Origin of the sequence: Nitrosomonas sp. PY1 (assembly GCF_022836435.1) — a bacterium.
Classification (GTDB): domain Bacteria; phylum Pseudomonadota; class Gammaproteobacteria; order Burkholderiales; family Nitrosomonadaceae; genus Nitrosomonas.
In genome coordinates this window covers 1-22,768 of the sequence record NZ_BQXC01000003.1, presented here as the reverse complement: position 1 = coordinate 22,768, position 22,768 = coordinate 1, and the positions used below count along the sequence as shown (strand labels likewise).

General features: G+C 42.3%; 27 protein-coding genes and 1 pseudogene. 8 read left to right on the top strand and 20 right to left on the bottom strand.

From position 1 onward, the window contains the following. Nucleotides 1–1,260 carry an efflux RND transporter periplasmic adaptor subunit gene (locus W03_RS13030; protein WP_244073818.1) on the top strand — a complete coding sequence of 420 codons (1,260 nt, stop codon included), beginning with the start codon at nucleotides 1–3 and terminating at the stop codon, nucleotides 1,258–1,260. Between the two features lie 588 nt (nucleotides 1,261–1,848). Further along, nucleotides 1,849–2,265 carry a flagellar basal body rod protein FlgB gene (gene flgB / locus W03_RS13025; RefSeq protein WP_244073817.1) on the top strand — a complete coding sequence of 139 codons (417 nt, stop codon included), beginning with the start codon at nucleotides 1,849–1,851 and terminating at the stop codon, nucleotides 2,263–2,265. A 417-nt stretch (nucleotides 2,266–2,682) separates the two neighbouring features. Here flgB and W03_RS13020 read toward each other — a convergent pair whose 3' ends face one another. Further along, a complete protein-coding gene (locus W03_RS13020) occupies nucleotides 2,683–3,024 on the bottom strand; it encodes a transposase (RefSeq protein ID WP_244073816.1) in 342 nt (113 codons plus the stop codon). A gap of 34 nt (nucleotides 3,025–3,058) precedes the next feature. Here W03_RS13020 and W03_RS13015 point away from each other — a divergent pair. From W03_RS13015 to W03_RS13005, 3 genes and pseudogenes are all read left to right on the top strand, one after another. Beyond that, nucleotides 3,059–3,397, top strand: a pseudogene (locus W03_RS13015) (transposase); the annotation flags it as partial. Between the two features lie 729 nt (nucleotides 3,398–4,126). Beyond that, the gene (locus W03_RS13010) at nucleotides 4,127–4,588 is read left to right on the top strand and encodes a hypothetical protein (protein ID WP_244073815.1); all 462 of its coding nucleotides are present in this window, start codon (nucleotides 4,127–4,129) and stop codon (nucleotides 4,586–4,588) included. A 112-nt stretch (nucleotides 4,589–4,700) separates the two neighbouring features. Further along, nucleotides 4,701–5,210 (top strand): TlpA disulfide reductase family protein, encoded by a 510-nt coding sequence (locus W03_RS13005; RefSeq protein ID WP_244073814.1) that lies wholly within the window; start codon nucleotides 4,701–4,703, stop codon nucleotides 5,208–5,210. Between the two features lie 337 nt (nucleotides 5,211–5,547). Here the strand turns inward: W03_RS13005 and W03_RS13000 are convergent, their stop codons facing one another. The 13 genes from W03_RS13000 to W03_RS12940 all read right to left on the bottom strand — a co-directional run bounded on the left by W03_RS13000 (nucleotide 5,548) and on the right by W03_RS12940 (nucleotide 16,529). After that, nucleotides 5,548–5,991 (bottom strand): conjugal transfer protein TrbN, encoded by a 444-nt coding sequence (locus W03_RS13000; protein ID WP_244073813.1) that lies wholly within the window; start codon nucleotides 5,989–5,991, stop codon nucleotides 5,548–5,550. A 28-nt stretch (nucleotides 5,992–6,019) separates the two neighbouring features. Then, nucleotides 6,020–7,111: a P-type conjugative transfer protein TrbL gene (gene trbL / locus W03_RS12995; protein WP_244073812.1), complete on the bottom strand. Its 1,092-nt coding sequence runs from the start codon at nucleotides 7,109–7,111 to the stop codon at nucleotides 6,020–6,022. A gap of 46 nt (nucleotides 7,112–7,157) precedes the next feature. Continuing rightward, nucleotides 7,158–7,358, bottom strand: coding sequence for a hypothetical protein (locus tag W03_RS12990; protein WP_244073811.1), 201 nt, complete (start codon nucleotides 7,356–7,358; stop codon nucleotides 7,158–7,160). Between the two features lie 23 nt (nucleotides 7,359–7,381). Further along, on the bottom strand, nucleotides 7,382–8,182 hold the full coding sequence (gene trbJ, locus W03_RS12985; RefSeq protein WP_244073810.1) for a P-type conjugative transfer protein TrbJ: 801 nt from the start codon (nucleotides 8,180–8,182) through the stop codon (nucleotides 7,382–7,384). A gap of 18 nt (nucleotides 8,183–8,200) precedes the next feature. Further along, on the bottom strand, nucleotides 8,201–9,613 hold the full coding sequence (locus W03_RS12980) for a TrbI/VirB10 family protein (protein ID WP_244073809.1): 1,413 nt from the start codon (nucleotides 9,611–9,613) through the stop codon (nucleotides 8,201–8,203). 13 nt (nucleotides 9,614–9,626) lie between these two features. Then, a complete protein-coding gene (locus W03_RS12975; protein WP_244073808.1) occupies nucleotides 9,627–10,148 on the bottom strand; it encodes a conjugal transfer protein TrbH in 522 nt (173 codons plus the stop codon). Beyond that, a complete protein-coding gene (trbG, locus tag W03_RS12970) occupies nucleotides 10,148–11,056 on the bottom strand; it encodes a P-type conjugative transfer protein TrbG (protein ID WP_244073807.1) in 909 nt (302 codons plus the stop codon). The genes W03_RS12975 and trbG overlap by 1 nt, the downstream gene beginning before the upstream one ends. A 14-nt stretch (nucleotides 11,057–11,070) precedes the next feature. Beyond that, nucleotides 11,071–11,847, bottom strand: a complete 777-nt coding sequence (locus W03_RS12965) for a VirB8/TrbF family protein (RefSeq protein ID WP_244073806.1) — start codon at nucleotides 11,845–11,847, stop codon at nucleotides 11,071–11,073. Beyond that, nucleotides 11,847–14,381, bottom strand: a complete 2,535-nt coding sequence (locus W03_RS12960; RefSeq protein ID WP_244073805.1) for a VirB4 family type IV secretion/conjugal transfer ATPase — start codon at nucleotides 14,379–14,381, stop codon at nucleotides 11,847–11,849. Before W03_RS12960 ends, W03_RS12965 begins: the two co-directional genes overlap by 1 nt. Next, a complete protein-coding gene (locus W03_RS12955; protein WP_244073804.1) occupies nucleotides 14,378–14,689 on the bottom strand; it encodes a conjugal transfer protein TrbD in 312 nt (103 codons plus the stop codon). The genes W03_RS12960 and W03_RS12955 overlap by 4 nt, the downstream gene beginning before the upstream one ends. Before the next feature lie 19 nt (nucleotides 14,690–14,708). Then, on the bottom strand, nucleotides 14,709–15,104 hold the full coding sequence (locus W03_RS12950) for a TrbC/VirB2 family protein (protein WP_244073803.1): 396 nt from the start codon (nucleotides 15,102–15,104) through the stop codon (nucleotides 14,709–14,711). Between the two features lie 20 nt (nucleotides 15,105–15,124). Then, entirely contained in the window at nucleotides 15,125–16,084 is a 960-nt protein-coding gene (trbB, locus tag W03_RS12945) for a P-type conjugative transfer ATPase TrbB (RefSeq protein WP_244073802.1), read from the bottom strand. An 82-nt stretch (nucleotides 16,085–16,166) separates the two neighbouring features. Beyond that, on the bottom strand, nucleotides 16,167–16,529 hold the full coding sequence (locus W03_RS12940) for a helix-turn-helix domain-containing protein (RefSeq protein ID WP_244073801.1): 363 nt from the start codon (nucleotides 16,527–16,529) through the stop codon (nucleotides 16,167–16,169). A gap of 428 nt (nucleotides 16,530–16,957) precedes the next feature. Here W03_RS12940 and W03_RS12935 point away from each other — a divergent pair, with 428 nt between their 5' ends. Next, entirely contained in the window at nucleotides 16,958–18,025 is a 1,068-nt protein-coding gene (locus W03_RS12935) for a ParB/RepB/Spo0J family partition protein (RefSeq protein WP_244073800.1), read from the top strand. Further along, on the top strand, nucleotides 18,022–18,387 hold the full coding sequence (locus tag W03_RS12930) for a KfrB domain-containing protein (protein ID WP_244073799.1): 366 nt from the start codon (nucleotides 18,022–18,024) through the stop codon (nucleotides 18,385–18,387). Before W03_RS12935 ends, W03_RS12930 begins: the two co-directional genes overlap by 4 nt. Nucleotides 18,388–18,415: 28 nt before the next feature. Here W03_RS12930 and W03_RS12925 read toward each other — a convergent pair whose 3' ends face one another. The 6 genes from W03_RS12925 to W03_RS12900 all read right to left on the bottom strand — a co-directional run bounded on the left by W03_RS12925 (nucleotide 18,416) and on the right by W03_RS12900 (nucleotide 21,469). After that, entirely contained in the window at nucleotides 18,416–18,769 is a 354-nt protein-coding gene (locus W03_RS12925; RefSeq protein WP_074702034.1) for a hypothetical protein, read from the bottom strand. Continuing rightward, on the bottom strand, nucleotides 18,762–19,454 hold the full coding sequence (locus W03_RS12920; RefSeq protein WP_244073798.1) for a ParA family protein: 693 nt from the start codon (nucleotides 19,452–19,454) through the stop codon (nucleotides 18,762–18,764). Before W03_RS12920 ends, W03_RS12925 begins: the two co-directional genes overlap by 8 nt. 369 nt (nucleotides 19,455–19,823) lie before the next feature. Beyond that, nucleotides 19,824–19,970: a hypothetical protein gene (locus tag W03_RS12915; protein WP_244073797.1), complete on the bottom strand. Its 147-nt coding sequence runs from the start codon at nucleotides 19,968–19,970 to the stop codon at nucleotides 19,824–19,826. Between the two features lie 114 nt (nucleotides 19,971–20,084). After that, complete coding sequence (locus W03_RS13555) at nucleotides 20,085–20,264, bottom strand: hypothetical protein (RefSeq protein WP_244073796.1); 180 nt, start codon at nucleotides 20,262–20,264, stop codon at nucleotides 20,085–20,087. A gap of 576 nt (nucleotides 20,265–20,840) precedes the next feature. Then, the gene (locus W03_RS12905) at nucleotides 20,841–21,245 is read right to left on the bottom strand and encodes a type II toxin-antitoxin system VapC family toxin (protein WP_244073795.1); all 405 of its coding nucleotides are present in this window, start codon (nucleotides 21,243–21,245) and stop codon (nucleotides 20,841–20,843) included. Beyond that, a complete protein-coding gene (locus tag W03_RS12900; protein ID WP_074722426.1) occupies nucleotides 21,245–21,469 on the bottom strand; it encodes an AbrB/MazE/SpoVT family DNA-binding domain-containing protein in 225 nt (74 codons plus the stop codon). Before W03_RS12900 ends, W03_RS12905 begins: the two co-directional genes overlap by 1 nt. Before the next feature lie 228 nt (nucleotides 21,470–21,697). Here W03_RS12900 and W03_RS12895 point away from each other — a divergent pair, with 228 nt between their 5' ends. After that, nucleotides 21,698–21,880: a hypothetical protein gene (locus W03_RS12895; protein ID WP_244073794.1), complete on the top strand. Its 183-nt coding sequence runs from the start codon at nucleotides 21,698–21,700 to the stop codon at nucleotides 21,878–21,880. Nucleotides 21,881–22,768: the final 888 nt, after the last annotated feature.

Sequence of the window (22,768 nt, the reverse complement as noted above, 5' to 3'; positions counted from 1 at the left end):
ATGATAAATAGAAAGAAAATAAATATGAAAATGCACATCCAGTTTATATCTGTTTTGATATTAGCAATATTTTCTTTTGCCAGCTGTATGAACAAATCGGCTAACAACAAGAATGTTGAAGAAAATAGAAATCAAGCTTCTCTTAAAGATACTCATAGTAACATTAACCATTCTGATAGTGAAAAAGGCATAGGAGAGGTCCATCTTTCTGCACTAAAATTTAATAGTCTCGGAATAAAGGTCGGCAATATACCTACTCGTGCTCTTTCTGGAGTGGTGAACGCTAATGGTTGGTTGGAATTGTTTCCTCAACATAAAGCCGTAATTACAAGTATTTTGGGAGCTAATATTACTGAAATAAAAGTAATTGAAGGAGAAAAGGTAAAAAAAGATCAGATACTAGCCTATCTTTCACATCCCAATCTAGTTAACTTACAGACTGCATATATAAGTACTTATAATCAGAAGCAATTTCTAGAGAAAGAATACCATCGCCAACAAAGGCTTTATGATGAAAAAATTGGCTCAGGTAAGACTTATCAGCAAACAAAAGCAAATTACCAAACTATAAAAAGTGAAGTAGAAGGTTATGAAGCGCAATTAAAGCAATTAAGGCTTGATGTAAAAAAACTGAAAAACGGTAATATTTCTCAATACGTTCCAGTAGTAAGTCCGATAGATGGCTATATTGAAAAAATATTGGTACAAACAGGACAATTTGTGGATCCTCAAACCCAAATACTTAGGGTTATAAATAATGATTTTATACATGCCGATCTAATGGTATTTGAAAAAGATGTGCACAAAGTAAAAAAAGGTCAAAAAGTATCATTCACGGTAGAGTCAGTTCCGGATAAAAACTTATCAGCCACAATTTTTTCTGTTGAAAAGAATTTCGAGAGAGACCCGAGAGTAGTTCGTGTGCATGCCGAGATTGATCAAAAAGAATATTACCTTATTCCAGGTATGTATATCCATGGAGAAATCTATACAGATAATTCATCGGTTACCGTGCTACCAGAAGAAGCTATCGTTGTAGAGAATGGTAAGCCTTACATTTTTCTTGTAGAAGAAAACGAGAGAAGTGATGAAATGGAATGGGTATTTAATCCTATTGAAATCAGGACAGGCATTTCTAATCAAGGTTGGGTGGAAGTTAAGCTCCTTGAACCACTAACTGAAAATACTAAAGTAGCATTGAACAATGCTTATTACCTGATCTCAGAAATAAAGAAAGGCGAGACATCGCATGAGCATTAGAATGTATAAAGTATGAGTTTTTTATTAATTATTACAGGAGTTTGTTAAGCGCGCCTGGCAAATTTGAATGGCATGCTTGAGTATATTTCTACCTACTTCTATAACTAAAATTCGTTTAGCCACCAAACTACTGGGGAATGAGCTATAGTCAAATCTGGTGTATAAAGAATCAAGCTTCAATGCTCAGACTGAACAACCCATGATTGGTGTGCTGCTGACGTTAAACGATCCAGCATTTACCGATATACAAAAGTTACACATAAAAGACTTGATGAGCACACTTGATATTTTATCTAGCTCATCATGGCGGTGTTTCAGTTGTGCGTACTGGAATGTTGTTGCGGATCCCCGTTTAGTAGAGTAGAGGAGTGATACGGAAAACCAGGTCGGTTAGGCTGACACAGCCGATGAGCAATAAATAGTTGCCATATGGATAATCTTAAACGGGTGTTTAATAATCTAGATTTAAAGATAACATCTATTCCATGTCTTTTCGTGGGTTGGTCGCTTAATAAATACCTTTACTATATCTGGCATGTTAAATGCGCGTTCAAACATTGATAAATATATTTAATCAGGAGTTATACAATGATTAGCAAACTTGATAGAGATCAAGAGTTAAATTTATACCACCAAGCTTTGAATTTAAGAACTGCAAGGCAAGAATTGCTTTCAAGCAATATAGCAAATGCAGACACCCCTAATTATAAGGCGAAAGATATTGATTTTTCTAGTGTACTACGTGAAAAACTCTCATCAACAACAAATACAACCCAAGTTGGTTTAACGACAACATCATCAGGGCATATTAGCATCGATCCAACAAGGATCCCTGGAGGGAATTTATTATATCGTGTTCCTTTGCAACCTAGTGCAGATGGAAACACAGTAGATATGAATACGGAGCGTACCCAGTTCGCCGATAACGCTATTAGATATGATGCAATCATAACACTTATCAAGGATAAGTTTAGTGACTTATCCTTAGCCATGCAGGAAAGATAAATACATCTTTATTTAATGTATTCGATAGATAGAGCGTAGCGATGTCAACACAATCTCAACGCGTGAACCGGCATACCAAAGAGGTTAAGCTTTATACTTGAAAATTTTCATTTTTTCGTTATAACCAATTTTCAGCTTATCAATAGATAGAAATATTGGCTATGTTTAATTCATTGTGGAAACTGTCCTATTGTTCTGATAGATGATAGTTGGTGTGAGACTTTAACCGAAGGAATCGATTATTCTATGCTAGCTCAGATAATTACTGAGAAACCTTTGCAAAACTTCCTATAGTCCTAAGAATCGCTATAAATTCTGATTTCTTGAAGATTGATCAGGTAATATATTTGTAATTTCTGGTCAAATTCCTAGATTGATCACTTAAGGGATATAACTGCCTCAGAAGACGCATTTTTTCTATGATAATGTTGGTAATAGGCTATCAATATACAATTTGGGTAGCCTTTTAAGGTTGTATGCAATGGCTTGTAAGAGATGCCAAGTATGCGCTTTGGCTAGACCACAGTAACGCAGAATTTTACTGCCAAACCACCGCACCTGACTACCAAAGGTTCGTTCCACAACATAGCGGGATTGGGCAATTAAACGATTGCGTTGTAATTGCCGTCGTGTCAGCGGCTTATTCTTTACTGCCTTATCTTGGATACCGTTTTTAATACTGCGTGATTTCAAAGCGTCACTATGTTTCTGACTACAATAGGCTTTATCAGCATGAATCCGAGCGCCTGGCTTTATCAAGTAGCCTCAGCAGCGGTTTGCTGTCGTGACAATTGGCAGCTGTGGTTTCAACGTTGAGTTCGGCAAGCGATGCAAGGAAATGGGCGTACGCCCCTCGATGGGCAGTGTAGGTGATGCCTATGATAACGCAATGGCTGAGAGCTTTTTTGCCAGCCTGGAATGTGAATTGATCGATAGGCGCTCCTGGAAAAACAAAACTGAAGCAAGGCTGGCCATATTTACCTGGATCGAGTCCTGGTACAACCCCACTCGCACGCATTCCGGGCTAGGATATTTATCACCGAACAATTTTGAGAGAAAATTGAATGAGAAAAATCAAATCACGATAAACCGCAATCCGCTTTCACAGATCGAGACTTTCTCGACCCCATGAAAAAACTGTCCGTCAAAATGGGACAACTCCATACAGAGAATATTGAACGCGGCATCCCAAAATATCGACAAGCCTTGGAAATATTACCTATCTCATCTGCATATTTCAGTATTCTTACTTTGCGTTTTACAGCTCTTTCTTCGTCTTACGTCATATCGGACCTCCATGTAATTAATTTTTACACGAACTGCCCTACAGCTTCCGGCATTCTCACAATTTGAATGTTGCAGGGCCTTTGAGACATACAGCAGCAATCGAACCGACACCCTGTACCCACAGAATTTGAAGATCAGTATGTCGATTGCAAATATCTGCGAAATTACAAGTGCTAGGCACCCGTTTGATCGGGTGAGTCCTACCGATAATGACCCCGCTTCGTTTATTATTACACGCAATTTAGTAGTAAATCCACTACCCTCATCATGTAATGGTACTAGCGTAAATATCGAAGTGAGGCCATCGGGCAAGTAGATTAATCGCGTGTAATTGACGAACAACAGATGTGGTCACGACCGTAAATCGACTGAATTTGGAACCTCCTTGCGCCTTGCCATAACGGTAATAATCGATAAGCTATTGCAAACTTGTCGATTTTTTATTGGTAGAGGTGCGACATTTTGTCGCATTGCTATTTGTTTGTCGGAAAAAGATAATATGAGTAGGTGCAAATGTATGGTGGAGTTCCAGAAGTAGTTCAGTACGTCATTAACGACGCGAGGAGAATTAATTATGCAATTTAGAATCCTGAAAAAATTGTCAGTCAGCATTGTGATGATGGCGTGCACATTGGGGTATACGCCTATCAGTGGAGCGGATGAAGGTGGTGCAGTATTGGATCCAACAGCAACCGTTAGAAATTTTACCGGTTATGCGCAAGTCACCTGCTTTGATAACGGCAATGGACCGGCTGATTATTTAGAAGCCGATATCACAGACCTTTCCGCTCCAGTAGAGCATTTATTGGTTAATTTACTGTTGCTAAAGGGTGACCGGGCGATTGGTGTCAGCGATACACTTTCAGGAGATGCAAATCCAAGCCCATCCATTATACTGCAAGGAGGGAATGGGGTTTATTTGTTGGTGGTAAACAAAACCGATGTGGGCGCAAGGCAATTCGTAGTCGACTATCATTGTAAGACAGCAACAGGTGTTCATACTGGAACAGATATAAATGTCAAACAGTTTGAGTGATATCAAATTGAATCACATTTATTCGATCTCCTAGTTTCTTATTATGATGAATCTAGAGGCGATTAAGTAGTGTCCTCAGATGATTCAAGTAATCAGTGAAGGTACTAGAACAATGATTAAGAAAATAAAGTGGTTATTTTTTATAATTCCAATGTTGAGTCTGTTTACGACGACATCGCTTGCGGAACACTTGGATCAGGTATCACCTTCCTGCGCATTGACTACATTGGATGGTAACCCCACGCATAATTTGCAGGAATTGAAAGGGAAAGTTGTTTACGTGGATTTTTGGGCATCATGGTGCCCGCCTTGTGTCAAATCTTTTCCTTTCTTGAATGAACTCGATCATGAACTGAAGGATAAGGGTTTGCAAATAATCGGTATCAATCTGGATGAAAAATTAGCCGATGCGCAAGAATTTATCGCTAAACATCCAGTGGATTTTTCGATTGTTGCGGATACAAGTAAGCAATGCGCCAAGAGTTTTGAAGTAATGGCGATGCCAACATCCTATTTAATTGACCGGAAAGGAAACGTTCGTCATATTCATCAAGGATTCCGTCCTGCTGAATCTGAAGAGTTACGTGCATTAATTACTCAATTGGTGATGGAACGTCTATAGAAATCCACAGCGATGATCCTAATTGTTATGAAAGAAATCCAATAAGCTATGGTTGGATTAATACTTGTAATCAGTATCGGTTAGATAAGTTGTGTCAATGTGGCTTCATAGGAAATTTAGACATGATGCCCCCCTCCTTGCATATCTAACAGATGTTAAAGAAGAATGACTAAATCATGTACACTCGTATATCGGTTATAGCAGATTCTCTGGTTTGACAAACATTGTCATGTAATTTTTCTGCTTTCATTTAAGGCACCAATCAGGAGTCTATTATCCCTCTAGACTTAGCGCATTCATCTACAGATTTATCCACAAATTTTGTGGAAAAGATTTATTACTTATTATTGGCATTTGACGAAGGAAAGCGTTCTTCCAACCAATCCGCCCATTTTACAGACTTGGCAATCAAATCAGCTCGATACTTTGAATTATATTTTGGAGTACGCGAATGATAATTGGCTGCTTTCGTCCAGATATCGCCTTTATCATTTTTGATATGTAGCCGCACACGCCATGCGGCCAGATCATAGGCATAACAACCCGCATTGGCTACATGAGCAGGCGTGATTCCATATTTGGATAAATCCTGAAGATACCCGGTATTAAACTGCATCGAGCCGACGTCGTGAGTACCGTTACTGTTACGCACCCATTGCCCCGGTTTGCCGCCCTCTTTTTCGGCTATCGCCAGCAAGATATTGGCTGGTATTTCATACTTGATGGCGGCAGTAATTGAACACACTACCCTTTCTTGCATATCCGGTGGCAAATCCATCATCAATCGAATCGATTAAATGCCTTATCCATTATTTACCGTCTCCTTGCGAAATATTGTTCATACCCGCAGACTCCTGAGCCTGACCCTTTTCAATAGCGCTACGTAAAGCATCGGGTCCCGTACTTCTTGCCGCTGCTAACCGACCGGCTGCCAGTGTGCCACCATAAGATGCAACTGCCGCCGCTGTCCCGGCCGCTGCCATAAAACCACCGGCGCCATAGCTGCCAATTCCAGCGCTCGAGCCTATGCTACTACCCGTTATAATGCCAGCCAGTAACAATGGCAACCTGGAAATCAACACAAAAAATGCAATCGTAAAAATCAGCATAACCGCCAGTTCTTCATAATTCAGAACATTTTTACCCATTTTGGCGTAAAAACTGGATAACAGGTCACTACCAATACCAACAATCAGGAGCATCACAAATAGCTGAATACCGATACTCAGTACCGTTTTAAAGTAGTTAATGGCGATGTCGGATGTCCAACGCGCTCCGCCAAAGCCAAGTAAAAAGATACCCGCATACATCAACACCCAGGATGAAATTAGCAAGAGCAGCATATTGACTGCAATTACAGTCAATATAATCAGAATAATTAATGACATAATGAGACCGATTAAGCTATCAATGGGATCCAGGATATTCAAATTATTGATGGATTGATTCCAGATTAAAATGCCTGTATTAACAATACTAGTATGACTTGAACCACTTGGAAGACCAGCAGCCGTGCCACCTAATTGCTGCATCGAGTCAATGATAGTCCCTGCAATATTGTGGCCTGATACGGCATTGGTCAGCAGCCAGAAGTAGAAACCTGTAAAGATAATAAAACGAGTAAATTCGGCGAAAAAATCACCAATATCGGCCTTGCGTAACAGCATCATGCCAAATGTCCACACCATTGAAATCAATACCAGCGTCCAGAACAAACGCTCGGCTGCACCCTGGATAATGTTTTGCCAAGCCTTAACCTTTGTCCAGAATTTATATACCACTTGATCCAGAACACTCTGATTAGTTGCTGGGTCAATATACGCCAGCTCAGCGGATGCTTTTGTAGAAAGAAGCAGCAGAAGCAAAGCAATAAAAAAAATAGCTATATTCAATTTGTGCATGCGCTTGATCTCTAAATTTTTCCCGCAAATGATTTAAGGCCAATAACTATTTTGCCTCCTCTAATTCAATTGGCTTTCCCGATTCATCAACTGGTCCGTTAACAGTCCACCTAATTCCAGGTGGCATCTCACTTAATTCTTTTCTAGGCTCCTTCAATTTAAGCTGACCATCGGTTTTTTCACATCCAGTTAAAACCGATACTGAAATCGCAATAATGGCAATTATCAACATGTTGATTGTTTTCATGACTCTCTCCTTTGATTAGTGTTTTAAAAGGCGTCTCTTACAGACCAATTTCTACCAGCAGGTAATATTTCAGGACTCAATCGTTTGGTTGCTGCCTCACGTGCAGCCTGTTGCATGGCCTTTTGATCTACCTCGGCCTGACTTTGCGTATTGGTGGCATTATGCTGTGCAATCAGCATCTGACGCATCTGCAGCAACTGGTTTGCCTGATATGCGGCCAATTGATTGGCATATTGCAGGGCTTCCATTTGTCCCTGCGCAGATTCGGTTTTTTGTTGCAGGATTTGTAGGTGAGCCGCATCCAGCGGAATCTGATTTTGATGTTCACTTAAGCCTCGCAAGAGCGAATCATTGGCACTTTTTTGCGCATCCGTACTGGTATTTTGTCCCTCCTTCAATAGCTTCCAGGCACCTTCATTGCATTTTTCCTGCAAAGTAAAGCAAGGGGAACTGCGATAATATTCAACATTGCGAAACCGTTGCATATAACTATCCAGCCCGCCATACTGCTGCTCATAATAGCGTATGGTATTGGTCAAATTGATGAGCTTGTTCATCGCATACTCCACTTTCGCCCAGACATAAGCAGGTGGTGCCACGGTATTTCGGATCATGTTCTCATATTGCTGCAATTGAGTCTGATACTGCTCTATTTGCTTTTGTGTCTGTTCTATTGCCTCAAGCGCGGTAATCGTGGTTTGTTTCACATTCGCCATATCAATGACTGCCATCCCACCAGCTTTAATCACCGATGGATAGCCTACAATACCCAGAACGAGTAATATTATGATCCATTGGATAGCTAGATTTTTACTGCTTGTCATAATTGATAGCTCCGGTTATTAATAATCAAATGATTGATACGGTTTGGAAAACTTCATGTCTTTGGTAACAATAATGTTAAAGCGATATCCCGGCCTGATTTCAAGTGTGGGTGAGATATTCAGGTTTTTGCGAATAAGATTGGCTGTTACCAATCCCAATTGCTGACCCAGCGATTGACTCATGATGCTACCGGCATTTTGCCGCCCGAACGCACCGCCTGAATCACGCTGGCTGTAAGTGGAACCGGCCACAATGGCTGACATAACCAGGGCTGAACCAAAGATGCGCAGGTAATGGTTATTGACCTGATCGCGAAATCCAGCATAACCCACTCCGTCAGCACCCGGCATGGCACCGATATCCATGGTCTTGCCATCCGGAAAGATGATGCGCTGCCAGACGACCAGCACACGTGCCTGACCGAACTCCACTTCGCTGGAATACGTACCCACCAGCCTTGAGCCTTGTGGAATCAAACGCCATTTACCTATCGGAGAATCATAAATATGCTGACTCACCTGTGCCATGATCTGTCCCGGCAGACTGGAATTAATACCGGATATCAGGGTTGCGGGGATAACAAAGCCAGTTTGCAAGACATACGGTGTAGAAGGTTTTCTGACTTCACTATCCAGATTCCAGCGTGCATCCCCTTTTGCCGAATCAAAACGAGAATAATCTTGAGCCTGCCTGCCAACATCATCATCCAGCAAACGAGGGGCGCCATCGTCCATGAATTCATCACTTCTACCCGCTCCCATTCCTCCCACTACACTCGATCCTCCATCCTGTCTCAACCGCGCCAGACGCGCATGATAGGCAGCCGTTGGATCTTCACGCAGATTTGCATCGATCTGTTGACGCACTGATGCCAATTTTGCCAACATTTCTTCGCGCGTTTTAGGTGCACCAGCGTTGGTTAAATCCGGCGATGATCCTGTACTTCTGGGTGCAATCACATTCACATTTGTTTTGGCCTTGATCGCTTCTTCCAGTTGCTGGCGTTTCAGCATCCGAATATGCTCGATGTCAGCATGATGCGAGGGATCAGTAACTGCATTCAGGGTTGGCGGCAGAGGCGGCCTATCCAGATCTGATGGCCGCTCAATGATGATTCCCTGCATCGATGATTTTGTGGATGGTTCAGGAATTATAGGCTGGGTTTTTGGTTCTATAATGCCGCCGATATAGTCTTTGGCAATCAGGGAAGCAAAGGAATTGCTCGACTGAATATCACTATTGGCATCAGAATCGTATTGGCCTCGCTCAGCTGCGCGATTCATGGCGACGATCATCATCAGCAACATGAATATCAGCATAATCGCGCCAAAAATTACAATCGGAAGGTTATTAACGCGTCGCACACCGGCGCTTCTTGCGACTACATCCGGTGACGAATCGGGTGATAAGAGTTTTGAATTGGTCAACATCTCCCCTACCCTCTTATTCTTTTCTTACCCAAAGACCGGCAGGATGAACACTGTCTGCCTGTGCCACAAATGCACGTGAGAATCGCGTATCGTCAATCGTAATATTGACATGGTACAAATCACCCGACTGGTCAATTATGTAACTCAATGCTAATCCTGTCGGTTGACTGGCACCATCTGCCTCATGATTAATAGCGATGTCCGGAAGGCTGCCGCCCATCAGATTTTTTGAAACAAAAAGGGAATTATCTGAATTGATTCTCTCCTGAACCGCAAACCCTGCAACGCGCAGATTCTCGATCAAGGCATGGCCAAACGGGTCATTAACCGTATGACGCAGATTAAATTGCGTATTTGCAGCCGGATACAGTCGCACTATCTGGGCGGTTGCATCATCGGCCATGACTTTGCTGGTTACGATTGACGGATTTTGAATAAAATTGCCATACGGTTGCGTGGCACAACCATCCAATAGCAATAAAACCAACGTGAAGATAAAAATAGAGTTGGATGCGGTGATCATTTTATTCATCATCAATTCCCCCGCGTAATCGTCACCCGGCTTTGATTGCCGCCCACTCCCGCAATCAGGATCGCCTTGTCAAACACCGTATCCACGATATAGCGATCACCCTGCAAACGATAATTCACCATGACCGTTTCATCATCGCTAAAAATTCCGCCTTCTTTGTTCAGCAATAGCAAAGTCGGTGCTTCTGTCTGTGCCATGATGCTAGGCATTTGTATAATGGTTTTCTGACCGTCGTTATAGACACGCAACGGCTTCCAGGCGGCATCACCAGTCACCGCATACGCGAAATCCAGATTACCCAGATATTCTCCGGTTTGCGCTATCGTATTGGCCTTTCTGATGTCCATCGCATGGCTCTCACGGGTCTTGATGGCATCCCATTTGGCAATCGCATCCTCGGGATAAGTAAAGCCCACTCTCGGCATGAAATCGCGTCGGTGAGATCGCAATCGCATGTGATATGTGCGCCGGTTAGTCGTAACAACAAGCGATGTCTCCAGACCCACATCCAGGGGTTTTATAATTAAATGTTGTACCTCTAGAGCCCCCTGCCCTGTCACAGCCGGTTCAACCAGCCAACGCGCCTGATCGCCCAGGTGGATGGAATTCACCTGCTCCCCCGGCTGCAATTCAATATCGCATACCTGCAATACTGCACAGACGATACTAGGTTGCAGCGAGCCAAACAGAAAACGAATAGAACCATCCGGACCGGCGACCGGCTTTGTTCCCGTAGGGTTGCTTGCCTGCCATTTCTTCGCCAGATCAATAGCAGCGCGTTCCTGCGGGGTTAATTGCGGGTTCTTATCAGTGAAATACGCCTCAGATAAACCATTGGCATAACTTGGAGTAGTGAGTCCAATAGACATAATCAACATGCCCAGCGTACTTAAAGAGAGTAACGGTTTCATGATGAGTAATCCCTTTATGTTTGTTTCGACCAGGAGAAATCCTGGATATAAATACCCAACGGATTATTTCGGATCTGTTCTTCGGTTGTGCTTTGGGTTGTCGGCTTGTTATAGACTCTCAATAAAGCACGCATCTTGAAAGGCGGCTCGGTTAAGTGCCCTTGTCGGTCATAGATTTTCTCCAGCCAGTCGACCTGCCAAGTCTCCGGTGATTGGGGTATCACCGATATGATTTCAACATTGACGGTTTGTGTTTCAGCACGTTTGAAAGGACTACTTGTCTCATGACTGTTGAACCACTCATTGGCTTTTGCCGTAGCCGGATCGTTATTGGATAGCATGGCATAGGCTCGAAAGATGGCTTTGCGCTGCAAAGCAATGTCCGGTGTGACCATGCGCAAATCATTGATGAACGCTGCTATTGATGCATGTACAACGCGCTGATCGGCTACAGCTGCGATATCCGCACGCGAAACCGCGATCGCCTCACCGAGCTTGTTGACCTGCACCACATACGGAACAAACTTGGATTGACTGCCGATAGCAATGACTCCACCCACTCCTGCCAGCGCAATCAATAAACAAAGAAGGGCTAACATTTGCCACATATTGCGCGAAGCCTGAATCCCGCGCATGTGATCATTCCAGGTACGCCGTGCTGACAGATAGGGGTTTTCATTTTCACCGGAGCGGCGACCTCCTTCCATAAACTCATAATCCTCACGGATTTGATTGTTCGACTTGATTTTTCCGGCAATTCTTAATTTAAAAAAATCACTGATTACACTCATCAAGCCACTCCATAGTCAGATAACGTTAACCCTTTGATCGCCAACCACTCGCTAACCCACTTGTCCCCGTATTTGTCGCACAGGTTTTTAATGGTGGCGATTGATTCCTTATCCGTAGACCCCACAAATGCCAGCGCCAATGGGCCAAGCGCCAGGTCATAGAGTCGCCTGCCGTTCTCAGACACGGTGTAATATTGCTTTTTAGGAATAGCGGAAGCCAGAATCTCGATCTGGCGTGAATTGAGACCCATGCGCCGATAAAGTGCGGAGGCTTCTTCATCACGTGCAAATACATTGGGTAGAAATATCTTGGTGGCGGTGGACTCAACAATAACATCGAGAATGCCACTGTTTGCGGCGTCCGACAGACTTTGCGTTGCCATCAACACCAGACAGTTGTTTTTACGCATGACTTTGAGCCATTCCCTGATCTTGGCGCGAAACACCGGGTGTCCCAGCATCAGCCAGGCTTCATCCAGAATAATGGCGGAAGGCTGACCATGCAGGCTGCGCTCGATACGGCGAAACAGATATAGCAAAGTCGGCAGTGCATATTTATCACCGAGATTCATCAATTCCTCGATCTCGAAGGTGGTGAATGATGAGAGATCCAATCCGTCGGCTTCAGCATCGAGCAAATGACCCATCATGCCGTCGATGGTGTATTGCCGAAGACACTCGCGTATGGATTCATCCTGGATCGTCACCAGAAAATCCGATAAGGTGTGCGAGCCGCTTTGATGCATGTTGGCAATGGCATGACTGATTTCGTTGCGCTGTAACGGTGTGACTGTGATGCCGTTGAGTTCTACCATCAAACAAATCCATTCCAGCGCCCAGGCACGATCGCCCTTGGTGTGTAAGAACTGCAATGGACAGAAGGATAGTGATTCGTCATCCCCTGCTACGGTGAAATGCTGACCTCCCACAGCACGGGTCAATGGATACATCGACATTCCCTTGTCAAAGCAATAAATCGACATGCCGGGGTAACGTCTCAATTGTGCGGCAATCAACGCCAAGTGCGTGGATTTACCCGCGCCTGTCGGGCCGAACATGAAGGTGTGACCTAAATCACGCACATGCAAATTCAGCCGGAAGGGGGTTGCACCCTGAGTGACGCAGTGCATCAAGGGCGGTGAATTGGGTGGATACATCGGACATGGTGCTATTGGCTTACCTGTCCAGATGGTATTAACCGGCAACAGATCAGCCAGATTCATCGTATTGATGAGAGGTCTGCGCACATTTTCAACGCCGTGGCCGGGCAGACTGCCCAGATAGGCATCCATGGTGTTGATCGTTTCAACCCGTGCAGCAAAGCCCAGATGATTGATGGCTTTCTCTACCTTTCGCCCGGCTTCTTCCAATGCTGCCCGATCTTCCATCATCAGCACAACCACGCTGGTATAGTAGCCCTGCCCTACCATACCGCTATTGGTCTCAGCAATGGCCGATTGCGCATCTTCAGTCATATTGAGCGCGTCTTCATCAATGTTGCTGCTTTGCAGGTTAAACACCTGATCAAAAAAACCGCGAATTTTTTGTTTCCAGCGTCTGCGGAATTTTTCCAGATGATTAACCGCCTCATGCATATCCATGAAGATAAAGCGCGATGACCAGCGGTACACCCCTGGCAATTCAGATAAGAGATTTAACATGCCAGGCGATGACTCCAGTGGAAAACCTTCAATCGAGACCACTTGAACGAAATTGCGGCCAATTTTAGGCACAACTCCGCCCCACATTTCCTGACCACCGAGCAGCGTATCCAGATACATGGGATTGGCAGGTAACACCATTGGATGATCCAGGCCGGTTACGCATAATTGCAGCCACTGTAGAAAATCATCGTGTGTCACCAAAGAACCATCCTCATTGACCTGCTTTTGACTTTTTAAGCGCGACAGTTGAAATACGCTGGATAATCGGGATTCAAAGTTGGCACATTCTCGCTGGAAATATTCCAGCAGTCCTTGCGTTCTGGCTTTTTGATCCGGTGCTTGACTGTCATCGTCAAACATCAGTTCGACGAATTTGCGTTGCGCCAGCATCGGTGGCAAATAGGTCAGTGATACGATAAAACAACTCTCGTACATTGTGCCGATCCGTTCAAATAGATTGCGCCGTTCCTCGTCAATGGCAGCGGTAACGGGATCAGAATAATTGGAGAGCGCTTTATCTGAATACGCTAACGCAGGTTTGCGGATCGCATCCACATGAATCATCCAACCATTGCCTAATCGGGATAATGCCTGGTTAATGCGAAACGAAACGCGCTCACGCTCAATATCGGTACTACTGGCGGTATCATCGCCGCAGAATATCCAGGAAGCCATCAATGAACCGTTCTTGCCCACAATCACGCCATCTTCAACCACCGCCGCATACACCAGCAAATCGGCAAAACCCATTTCCTTGGATCGATGTTGATCCAGTCTTAGTTCTTTGCCTGCATCACGGATACGGATAAACAGTATTAACAGCAATGCTGCCCCACAAATGGCAATGAGGATGGATATAGCGGAAATCATAGATGCTGTTTCTCCTGCTGGCGGGTATTGTCATAGAAGGGTGTGCTTCGCGCCGGATAGTATTTTTTGTATTGCATCTGGCGTAAGTAAACATGACGCAGTTGCGGATCATTTTTAGCCATCAGTCGCAAAGCAAACAGTGCAAAAATCCACAGTGCTATGCCAAAGAGCGTGGCCTTGAGTTCCATCGCCACAAAGATGGATGTGGCTGCAATCAAGATAGAAAACATGACGAGTTCGCGGTCACCTCCCATAAATAAATTGGGGCGGTTCCCTGATTGACGGATGGGTATGGTTCGAAGCGCCATGAATTTGCCTCCTGTTTGACTAACTTTGAGGGATAGCTTCTTCTAACTCTACGATTGTTCCTGACGCTTCACCCGGAATAACCGCACCCTGGAATAGATTGGTCATCACATTGTTGGCGCCTACGAGTAACGCCATCACCAGCACGATAAAAATCAAGGTGCGGAAAAAGGCATTGAGTTCGCCACCAAAAATCAGAATGCCGCCTGCAACGACAATGCCAACAATAGACAAGGTAAACGCAACCGGGCCGGTTACGGAGTTTCTGAGACTAACCAACCAGGTTTCATAGGGAAGTGCACCACCTGCGCCAACAGCTGCTTGAGCGTGATCGGCAGTCAATAGAGAACCCAACAAAATAATGATTGTGAAGAAACAACTGACTATCGAGATACCACTAATACGAAATAGCTCCATTGACTGGCTCCTATGAATTATTACAACTTCTTGATCTGATAACTTCCTCTCTTAAAACCTTGAACTTCGATAATTTGATGAATTTGTCTGCCCTGTGGTGTACGCGTGATATGTACCACCATATCAACCGCCTCACTAATTAATGGCATGATCTCTTTAGGTGCTGAAGGATTGCGTGAAATGAGTGATTCCAGACGGGTGAGTCCTGACATTGCATCATTGGCATGCAGTGTAGCGGCACCACCTTCGTGCCCCGTGTTCCAGGCGTCGAGCAAATCCAGGGCTTCTGCACCCCTGACTTCGCCCACCAGAATGCGATCCGGGCGCATACGCAATGTTGTTTTTAACAGTTGCGTCATGTCGACATCGAGTGTGGTGTGATATTGGACGAAATTCTCGGCAGCGCATTGAATCTCACCGGTATCCTCCAAGATAAAGATGCGCTCATCCGGGTCACTCTGAACCATTTCATGAATGATGGCGTTAATTAAAGTGGTTTTGCCTGATCCGGTACCACCAATGACTAAAATGTTGCGGTGCTTGCGCACAGCATCCTTAATGACATCACAATGTCTTGGCGACAGCACGCCGGTTTCTACATACTGCTCAAGCGTAAAAATTTTGATAGCTTTTTTACGGATGGCAAAAGTAGGCGCTGTAACAATGGGGGGTAGTTGACCGGCAAAGCGTGAGTTATCGAGTGGAAACTCACCTTCAATGATGGGATTGAATCGATTGATTTCCTTGCCGTGAAAACCCGCTACCGTTTTGATGACAGCCTCAACCTGGGCAGCCTGGATATTTCCGATATGTTGTATCTTTTGACCAAGCTTCTCTTGCCAGATACGACCATCGGCATTAACCATGATTTCAACCGTTTCGGGATCTTGCAATGCAGATAGTATTTCTCGTGCATCGCGCTCCAGCTTGCTCTTAGCTCGGTCTTTAACGGTTGCGATATTTGGTAAAAGATCTGACATTGTTATATCGGTGCAGCAATAAATAAATATTTAACACAACGATATAATAATAATTAACAATACGCAATATATTTTTATTGTTTCATTTTAATTTTCTTATAATCTCCCGGTTTTCGCGATCCCATTGCGCGACCTGGAATGCCTGAAATTCACTCAATACAGCGCCCTTCCAGACAAATCCCTTAGCCAGATGTCCAGCACTGCCATCTGCTAATAAGGCTCGTTCTGCTGTACTCATATCCGAATTGTCGAACAATAGCGGCAGCGGCGTATCCAATGCTTTGGCAATCGCTTCTATGACTCTGAGCGATGGATTGGCTTTGTCATTGGTCAGTTCAGTAATAAAAGATATTGAAATGCCTGTTTTTTCTGCCAGCTCAGCTTTTGTTATTTTCTTCTCGCGCAGAATTCTTAAAATGTTTGTTGTCAGAATTAAATTATACATATCGTAATTGCGGCTCCCTTAACCGTTAAGTATTTGTCTTTTGGTTTGTTTCATATTCATTTTTAATATACATAATTGTATTAAGGTTATAATGCATGATCATGGATAAAATATACAATTCCCCGGTCAAATAAATATTTATAACAGATAGAATATGGCCTGGTTGCGATGTTTTTTGGCATTTATGATTCCGGCCTGTGTTACAGGCTAGTTCATTACAAGATCAATGATTTAACTTTGGAGGGTATTTTATCAAATGTTTATGTCGGTCCCTTTTCTTGCTTTGAGCAAGTCATCTTTATCTGAGAAGATACATTCCCCCTTCACTTAAATTGAGAAGAATTATAGTAATGAAATATTGCCCTTAATTCTCACAGAATTCTATAACTCAGGAAATTACTTTTTAAAACAAAGTAATAATTCAATCAATGACAAGTAAGAAAACTTTATCCGATGAGAGGAATAAAGCGCCTGATGTGTTGGGCGCGAGTCAGATTTCACTTGATTTAATTATGGAAGATGCAGCTCAACCTAGAAAAACTTTTGATGCGGCTTCACTCGCAGAATTAACAGAAACGATTAAACTACGAGGTGTAAAAACGCCTATATCAGTGCGTCCCAATCCAGACAAACCCGGAACCTATATTATTAATCATGGCGCCAGAAGATATCGCGCCAGTAAAAATGCAGGACTTAGATCAATACCCGCCTATATTGATGCCGATTACAGTTTGGCGGATCAGGTAGTTGAAAACTTGCAACGGGATAATCTGACATCACGCGAAATCGTTGATTATATCGGACGTGAGATTGCTGCTGGTAAAACCCATGAACAAATAGGCAAATTCATTGGCAAATCGGCTTCCTATGTGTCATTACATGCAGCGGCCATGGATTTACCCGATCCTATTGCCGAACTGTTTAATTCCGGAAATTTGACAGATATAGCAGCCATATTTAATCTGAAAAAGATATTCAAAACCTATCCTTTGGAATTGGTCGATTGGTTGAAATACAGCCGACCAGAAGACATTACGCGCTCTAAAATACAACAGTTCAGGAAATTTCTGGAATCAAAGTTCGACGAAAAAAGTATTGCGGATGAATTAAACCGCCAGGCCCCCTCCCCCTCCTCTACAGATAGTCTTGAGACCGAATCAGGAAAAAAAGAACGAGGCCATAAATCTCCTGCCGATCAATTACTCGTCTATATTTATGTCCGTCTAAAGAAAAGAACACATCAACCACAAGACATCATGAGAAAACTATCTGATGCACAAAAGACAATGATTACCGATACGCTTAAAGCCTACTTTATTGCCGGCCAGAAGTGTAAAGATCTTTTTCAATCAATTTTATATTCATTGAAAGACGGCGACTTTGATGGCACAGGACGCGGTGCTTTTAACCTGACCGCCTTCTTTTTTGGCGTAAATAAGAAAGAATTTGACCTGGAAATGATCATTCAAGAAGTTTATCTCAATTTATCCAAATGAAACGTCGCCTCTTAGTCATGAACGGGCAGAAAATCCTTCAGAATTTTAATGATAATGAATGGAAAACTGCCGGATTAATTAAAAAAGCTGAGGAAGGTATTAAGCCAGGTATCTATAATATATATTTGGCAAAAATGGCTGAAACGAATAATAAAGCCTATGAAGGTTTAATTCTCTATATCGACAAACAAGAAGGTCTTGTTTATCAACAAGTGAATAAAGACTTTATATCACACAGACTGGAATCATTTAGCTCTCCCCCATCCATTGGTAAGAATGTTTCTATTCAGTATGACAATCATGAGAAATTAAACTTGATTAAAGTAGATGCTGTTAGCAACAAAAGAATGCACAAAATATAATCACAAAATAAAAACTATTCTTTAGTTTTTATTTTGCAATCTCTTTGTAACGTTGCAATAAGTCATTTAAACCATTTTTTTCAATCAGCGCCAAAAGTGCTTGTTCAAAAGTTGTATGGTCGTGAACGCCTAACTGTTCGCCAATATCCTGAAATAATTCTTTTATTCCATCTCGACACTTTAAATTTAATTGATTTTTAAAAGGTGATTGTGGTTTTCTTCTCCTCTGACTTTTATTTTTCCTGCTTACGAATCCTGATTGCTCTGCTACTTTTTCAAGAGTTTTTATTTCTGTTTCCCTATTTCTCTCTTTTTTAACTGGAAGAAATTCTGATACATCAAGATCATCACTTAAATTTAAATGTGCACGTTCTTTAGTCATGATTTTGGCCTCTTTCTCTCTTTATACCCTTGATTCTTTCAATAACTTCAACCGCCAAGGCATGGGCATTTGCAGTTGCTTTATCAATACCAGATACTTGTCTTGGGTCTAAATCATTCACCGTACCGCCGAAAGACCGAATGGCTCTAAATGCTTCTCGATCGATCAGGCTAGTTTTAAAAATATCAACTCCTGCATCACGAAATTCATTCATGATATGTTTTAATGTACGTGGCGTAATTGCTGGATTTGTACGCGTCATAAGTACAGCAAAAGGAATTGAGCGATTTAGTACCTTTGCTTGCCGGTTAACTAATTTAATGGTTTTTGCTGCTTCGTCTGCGTCATCTTGCGAACCTTGACATAACGTGATTACTAAATCAGCACGGCTTATTGCGCTAGCAACCGCCATACTTGCTGTTCCTTCTAAATCTACAAGAACAAAAGCTGTTTGCTCTTGAGCAGTATCTATATCATCTATAATCGTTTCTTCAGTCGATTTTTCAACAAGCTTTATATTCGATGGACAGCCATCTTTCAGGGCCCATTTCGCACTATGTTGGTTTGGATCAGCATCAATTAATGTAACGCTTGTATTATGTTGTGCAAGTTCTGAAGCTAGAACAATAGCTGCGGTGGTTTTCCCTGCCCCACCTTTAGATGATGCAAAAACAATTGTCGGCATGCTAGGCCCTTCCTTTTTATAATTGATAGCTATCTAGCTAGATAATTCAATAAGATAGTCAGATAGCTATCTTATTATTGACCACTATTCGAAGAATAAAATATTAGATGCATATATATTATCATAGATAGCTAACAAGCTATCTATTTACCTAATATTATTTAATAGCTGGATAGCTATCTTTATAGGATATAATTTCCTAAGCCCCTTATTAAGAATTAATCATCTCAGGATTGTTAGAATTGATAAATATAGTTAGCTATCATGCTATCTAATATAAATAGGATATCCAGATAGCTATCTTGGGTCAGTACCCATAAACTGACCGAAACCATCAGATAACTGCATTGAACCAAAACACGATGTTCGTCAGTCTGCGGCTGCGAAATGCTCCATCTGATCAGCATGGGCTTTTTTGAAAGCAGGTCGCGCCGTAGCGAGTTCAACATAGGCATAGCAAGCAGGATACTCTGCTAGACCGTCGAAACGATCGACTAAGCGTAACACATCGGACATGAGAATATCGGCAACCCAAAACGCGCCGATTCAATTACTGATGTGCGGATTTATCCCAAATCAGACATCTCGTATAGCGGCCGGATTTCGATCTCGCTCGGTCCCGGCATGGGATTAGGGTAGCGCTTCACCCAGGCGACCGCCGCGTTCATGTCCTTGACTTCCCACAGCCAGAAACCGGTGACCAGCTCGCGGGGGGGGGGGAAGGCCCATAACCGTACGGTCTGGACCATCGAACGCAATACGCTTGCCCTGCGAAGAGGGCGTAAGGCCGTCACAGTCCCCGTCCTTCATGATGCCTGCCTTGACCAGCTCGTCATTAAATCTGCCCATCGCCTCCATCATCTCCTTCGTCTCGGCTGTCGGGACAACACCCTTTTCGCTGTCTTCGGTTGCCTTCACTAACACCATCACTCGCATCGTCTGTCTCCTTATTTGAGTCGACTCACCAGCCTAGCGTACAAACTAACGGTTATTTCAGGTTCCTGAAAAATCCTTAGATGTTTAAGACCCAGAGTACTATTGGCAATTGAAAACCGTCACGTCACTTTCAAACTGAGACACTACCCATCTTAGGTTTGTTAAAAAATAACTTAACATATTAGCTATCCAGCTATCTATTATAGATAAACTATCAAGATAGCTATCTTGATAGTTTTAAATGTAAGAAATTAATAAGTAAATTCGAATGGGGGATTCCTGACCTAGCTATTGCTAGTTATAGAGACAATATATGTGAAAACCCCGCCATTTTTTCAAGCGGCGGGGTGTGGTGTATCACCGTTTGCAGTCATCGGCATCCCTGCCTGTACTGCATGATTACTATAACGTAATTTAGAAAAACATGTGGAGCGAATAAATATTGACTTCTTATAACGGCGAAATGACGCGCAATGTGGGAAAATAAGTTTGATAACGCCCATTATCACGGGTAAGGATATTCCATCCTCTCACTGCCGCATGTGCGCCAATATAAAAGTCTGGAAGCGGTGCATGTTTAATCCCCCCAGATTTACGGTATTTCAGAAAACATTTTCCTGCTAAAAATGCCGCTTCATAAGGCAAGTTATCCCGATGAATATAATCATTCGGTAATGCTTGTTCCAATTCTTCAATACGCTCAAAGCTTATCGAGATTTCCGAATAAATAATGGGATTTATATAAAGTAGTTCTCGCTCGGCTAAATCTGCGAGCGTCTCTGATGACCATTCAAACCATTTAGAGTCCTTGGTAAAGATATCCAGAATGACATTACTATCAATTAAAATAGGCATTATTCACCACGCGTTAATTTCATAATTTCGTCGGTGCTCATAGAAACCGTACTTTTCCCGGTCATTATTTCAACCATTCTTTTACCTCGAACAATTTGTTTTGCTTTCTTGATATGTAATTCATCCCCAATACATTCAAATTCAATATGCGTATGAGGCAATAAACCTAATGCTTCTCTATATTTCTTAGGTATGGTGATTTGACCTTTTGATGTAATGAGCATAAGTTAAACTCCTTAAAAGTAAGAATATTACCAGTATTACGCTTACTTTAAATATAATCTATTTAAAACTCAAGACCAGAGTATTCCGTGTATGCATGGGAAAAGAGGGGAGGGGGTAGGACGTCTCAGTAGCATATTGTTTTCTAACAGCGTAAATATCCATTAACTGTCTTTATGCTCCAGAACAATAACTATGCAATTTTAATATTTCATGTTGTATATGCGCAGATGATAAAAAGGCATCTTGAAGATAAAATTCGTTCTGCTCTGTCCACTAGTTCGTCTGTGGCGCTTATGAGGCCACGTCAAGTAGGCAAAACAACGCTTGCCATTAATATCGCGGATACTATTCCATCTGTTTATCTTGATCTGAAAAACCGGATCGATCTTCAGAAAACTCAGGACAAATAAACAACCCCGTGGCAAGACCACGGGGAATCGCAAGTTAAACGGCGATGTTTATTTACATAAGAACATCACTGTTTTTTAAATATCCTCGGGGTTCGGGGCAGACAGCCCCAATATGTTTTGTGAGTGAAACGATCGCGATAAATTGTTTATTATTAATAGGTGTTCAATTAAGCGCATTAAACTTGCTTAGATGCGTTCAAATTCACAGAGGTAAGGGGGGTGTGGTTACTGATCTATTCGGAGCGCATATGATGTGATCTGATGAAAATTAGGCTTATTCTAAAATACAAACCTTTATTAGGTTTTATTTTTATAAAATTCTGTATTTTATTAGTCTAAATTAGTCTTTCTATATGTTATCCACATATCCACAGGTATGATTAATTAAAGACTAATATAAAAAAGATTAAAAGAAGAAAAGAATAGGGTTTTTTGGATATTTATATTATTCAATATAATCATAAAGATATTAAAACTTTATATAATCTAACTGTGAGTTATAACTTCTACTTGTTGCTATCTGTGAGGTATACCTTCTACATTTTGGCTTAAGTGTGAGTTATACCTTCTACGATGCGTGGATTAAACCTTCTACCTTTTAAATGATGTGTGGGTTATACCTTCTATCCTTTTATAAAATTTCATTAAAATTTAGCTAAAAATTGGTTACAAAAAATTGAAAAATTTTATATGTGAGTTATACCTTCTACTAAATGTGGGTTATACCTTCTACTTTTTAACAAAAGTGTGAGCTGTGCCTGCTACTTTGTGTGGGTTATACCTACTACTTTATATGGTTTTATCCAGAGGATTTGAGTTTAAGCTCTTGCTTTGTTTTTTTGTGTTGTTGATGTGTGGGATAAACCTTCTACATTCTTGCTGAGGTGT

What these genes read in the sequence shown, in the direction of transcription:
- W03_RS13030 (WP_244073818.1), top strand. Translation starts at nt 1, where the DNA reads ATGATAAATAGAAAGAAAATAAATATGAAAATGCACATCCAGTTTATA.
- flgB (WP_244073817.1), top strand. Translation starts at nt 1,849, where the DNA reads ATGATTAGCAAACTTGATAGAGATCAAGAGTTAAATTTATACCACCAA.
- W03_RS13010 (WP_244073815.1), top strand. Translation starts at nt 4,127, where the DNA reads ATGCAATTTAGAATCCTGAAAAAATTGTCAGTCAGCATTGTGATGATG.
- W03_RS13005 (WP_244073814.1), top strand. Translation starts at nt 4,701, where the DNA reads ATGATTAAGAAAATAAAGTGGTTATTTTTTATAATTCCAATGTTGAGT.
- W03_RS13000 (WP_244073813.1), bottom strand. Translation starts at nt 5,991, where the DNA reads ATGATGGATTTGCCACCGGATATGCAAGAAAGGGTAGTGTGTTCAATT.
- trbL (WP_244073812.1), bottom strand. Translation starts at nt 7,111, where the DNA reads ATGCACAAATTGAATATAGCTATTTTTTTTATTGCTTTGCTTCTGCTG.
- W03_RS12990 (WP_244073811.1), bottom strand. Translation starts at nt 7,358, where the DNA reads ATGAAAACAATCAACATGTTGATAATTGCCATTATTGCGATTTCAGTA.
- trbJ (WP_244073810.1), bottom strand. Translation starts at nt 8,182, where the DNA reads ATGACAAGCAGTAAAAATCTAGCTATCCAATGGATCATAATATTACTC.
- W03_RS12980 (WP_244073809.1), bottom strand. Translation starts at nt 9,613, where the DNA reads ATGTTGACCAATTCAAAACTCTTATCACCCGATTCGTCACCGGATGTA.
- W03_RS12975 (WP_244073808.1), bottom strand. Translation starts at nt 10,148, where the DNA reads ATGATGAATAAAATGATCACCGCATCCAACTCTATTTTTATCTTCACG.
- trbG (WP_244073807.1), bottom strand. Translation starts at nt 11,056, where the DNA reads ATGAAACCGTTACTCTCTTTAAGTACGCTGGGCATGTTGATTATGTCT.
- W03_RS12965 (WP_244073806.1), bottom strand. Translation starts at nt 11,847, where the DNA reads ATGAGTGTAATCAGTGATTTTTTTAAATTAAGAATTGCCGGAAAAATC.
- W03_RS12960 (WP_244073805.1), bottom strand. Translation starts at nt 14,381, where the DNA reads ATGATTTCCGCTATATCCATCCTCATTGCCATTTGTGGGGCAGCATTG.
- W03_RS12955 (WP_244073804.1), bottom strand. Translation starts at nt 14,689, where the DNA reads ATGGCGCTTCGAACCATACCCATCCGTCAATCAGGGAACCGCCCCAAT.
- W03_RS12950 (WP_244073803.1), bottom strand. Translation starts at nt 15,104, where the DNA reads ATGGAGCTATTTCGTATTAGTGGTATCTCGATAGTCAGTTGTTTCTTC.
- trbB (WP_244073802.1), bottom strand. Translation starts at nt 16,084, where the DNA reads ATGTCAGATCTTTTACCAAATATCGCAACCGTTAAAGACCGAGCTAAG.
- W03_RS12940 (WP_244073801.1), bottom strand. Translation starts at nt 16,529, where the DNA reads ATGTATAATTTAATTCTGACAACAAACATTTTAAGAATTCTGCGCGAG.
- W03_RS12935 (WP_244073800.1), top strand. Translation starts at nt 16,958, where the DNA reads ATGACAAGTAAGAAAACTTTATCCGATGAGAGGAATAAAGCGCCTGAT.
- W03_RS12930 (WP_244073799.1), top strand. Translation starts at nt 18,022, where the DNA reads ATGAAACGTCGCCTCTTAGTCATGAACGGGCAGAAAATCCTTCAGAAT.
- W03_RS12925 (WP_074702034.1), bottom strand. Translation starts at nt 18,769, where the DNA reads ATGACTAAAGAACGTGCACATTTAAATTTAAGTGATGATCTTGATGTA.
- W03_RS12920 (WP_244073798.1), bottom strand. Translation starts at nt 19,454, where the DNA reads ATGCCGACAATTGTTTTTGCATCATCTAAAGGTGGGGCAGGGAAAACC.
- W03_RS12915 (WP_244073797.1), bottom strand. Translation starts at nt 19,970, where the DNA reads ATGTCCGATGTGTTACGCTTAGTCGATCGTTTCGACGGTCTAGCAGAG.
- W03_RS13555 (WP_244073796.1), bottom strand. Translation starts at nt 20,264, where the DNA reads ATGAAGGACGGGGACTGTGACGGCCTTACGCCCTCTTCGCAGGGCAAG.
- W03_RS12905 (WP_244073795.1), bottom strand. Translation starts at nt 21,245, where the DNA reads ATGCCTATTTTAATTGATAGTAATGTCATTCTGGATATCTTTACCAAG.
- W03_RS12900 (WP_074722426.1), bottom strand. Translation starts at nt 21,469, where the DNA reads ATGCTCATTACATCAAAAGGTCAAATCACCATACCTAAGAAATATAGA.
- W03_RS12895 (WP_244073794.1), top strand. Translation starts at nt 21,698, where the DNA reads ATGATAAAAAGGCATCTTGAAGATAAAATTCGTTCTGCTCTGTCCACT.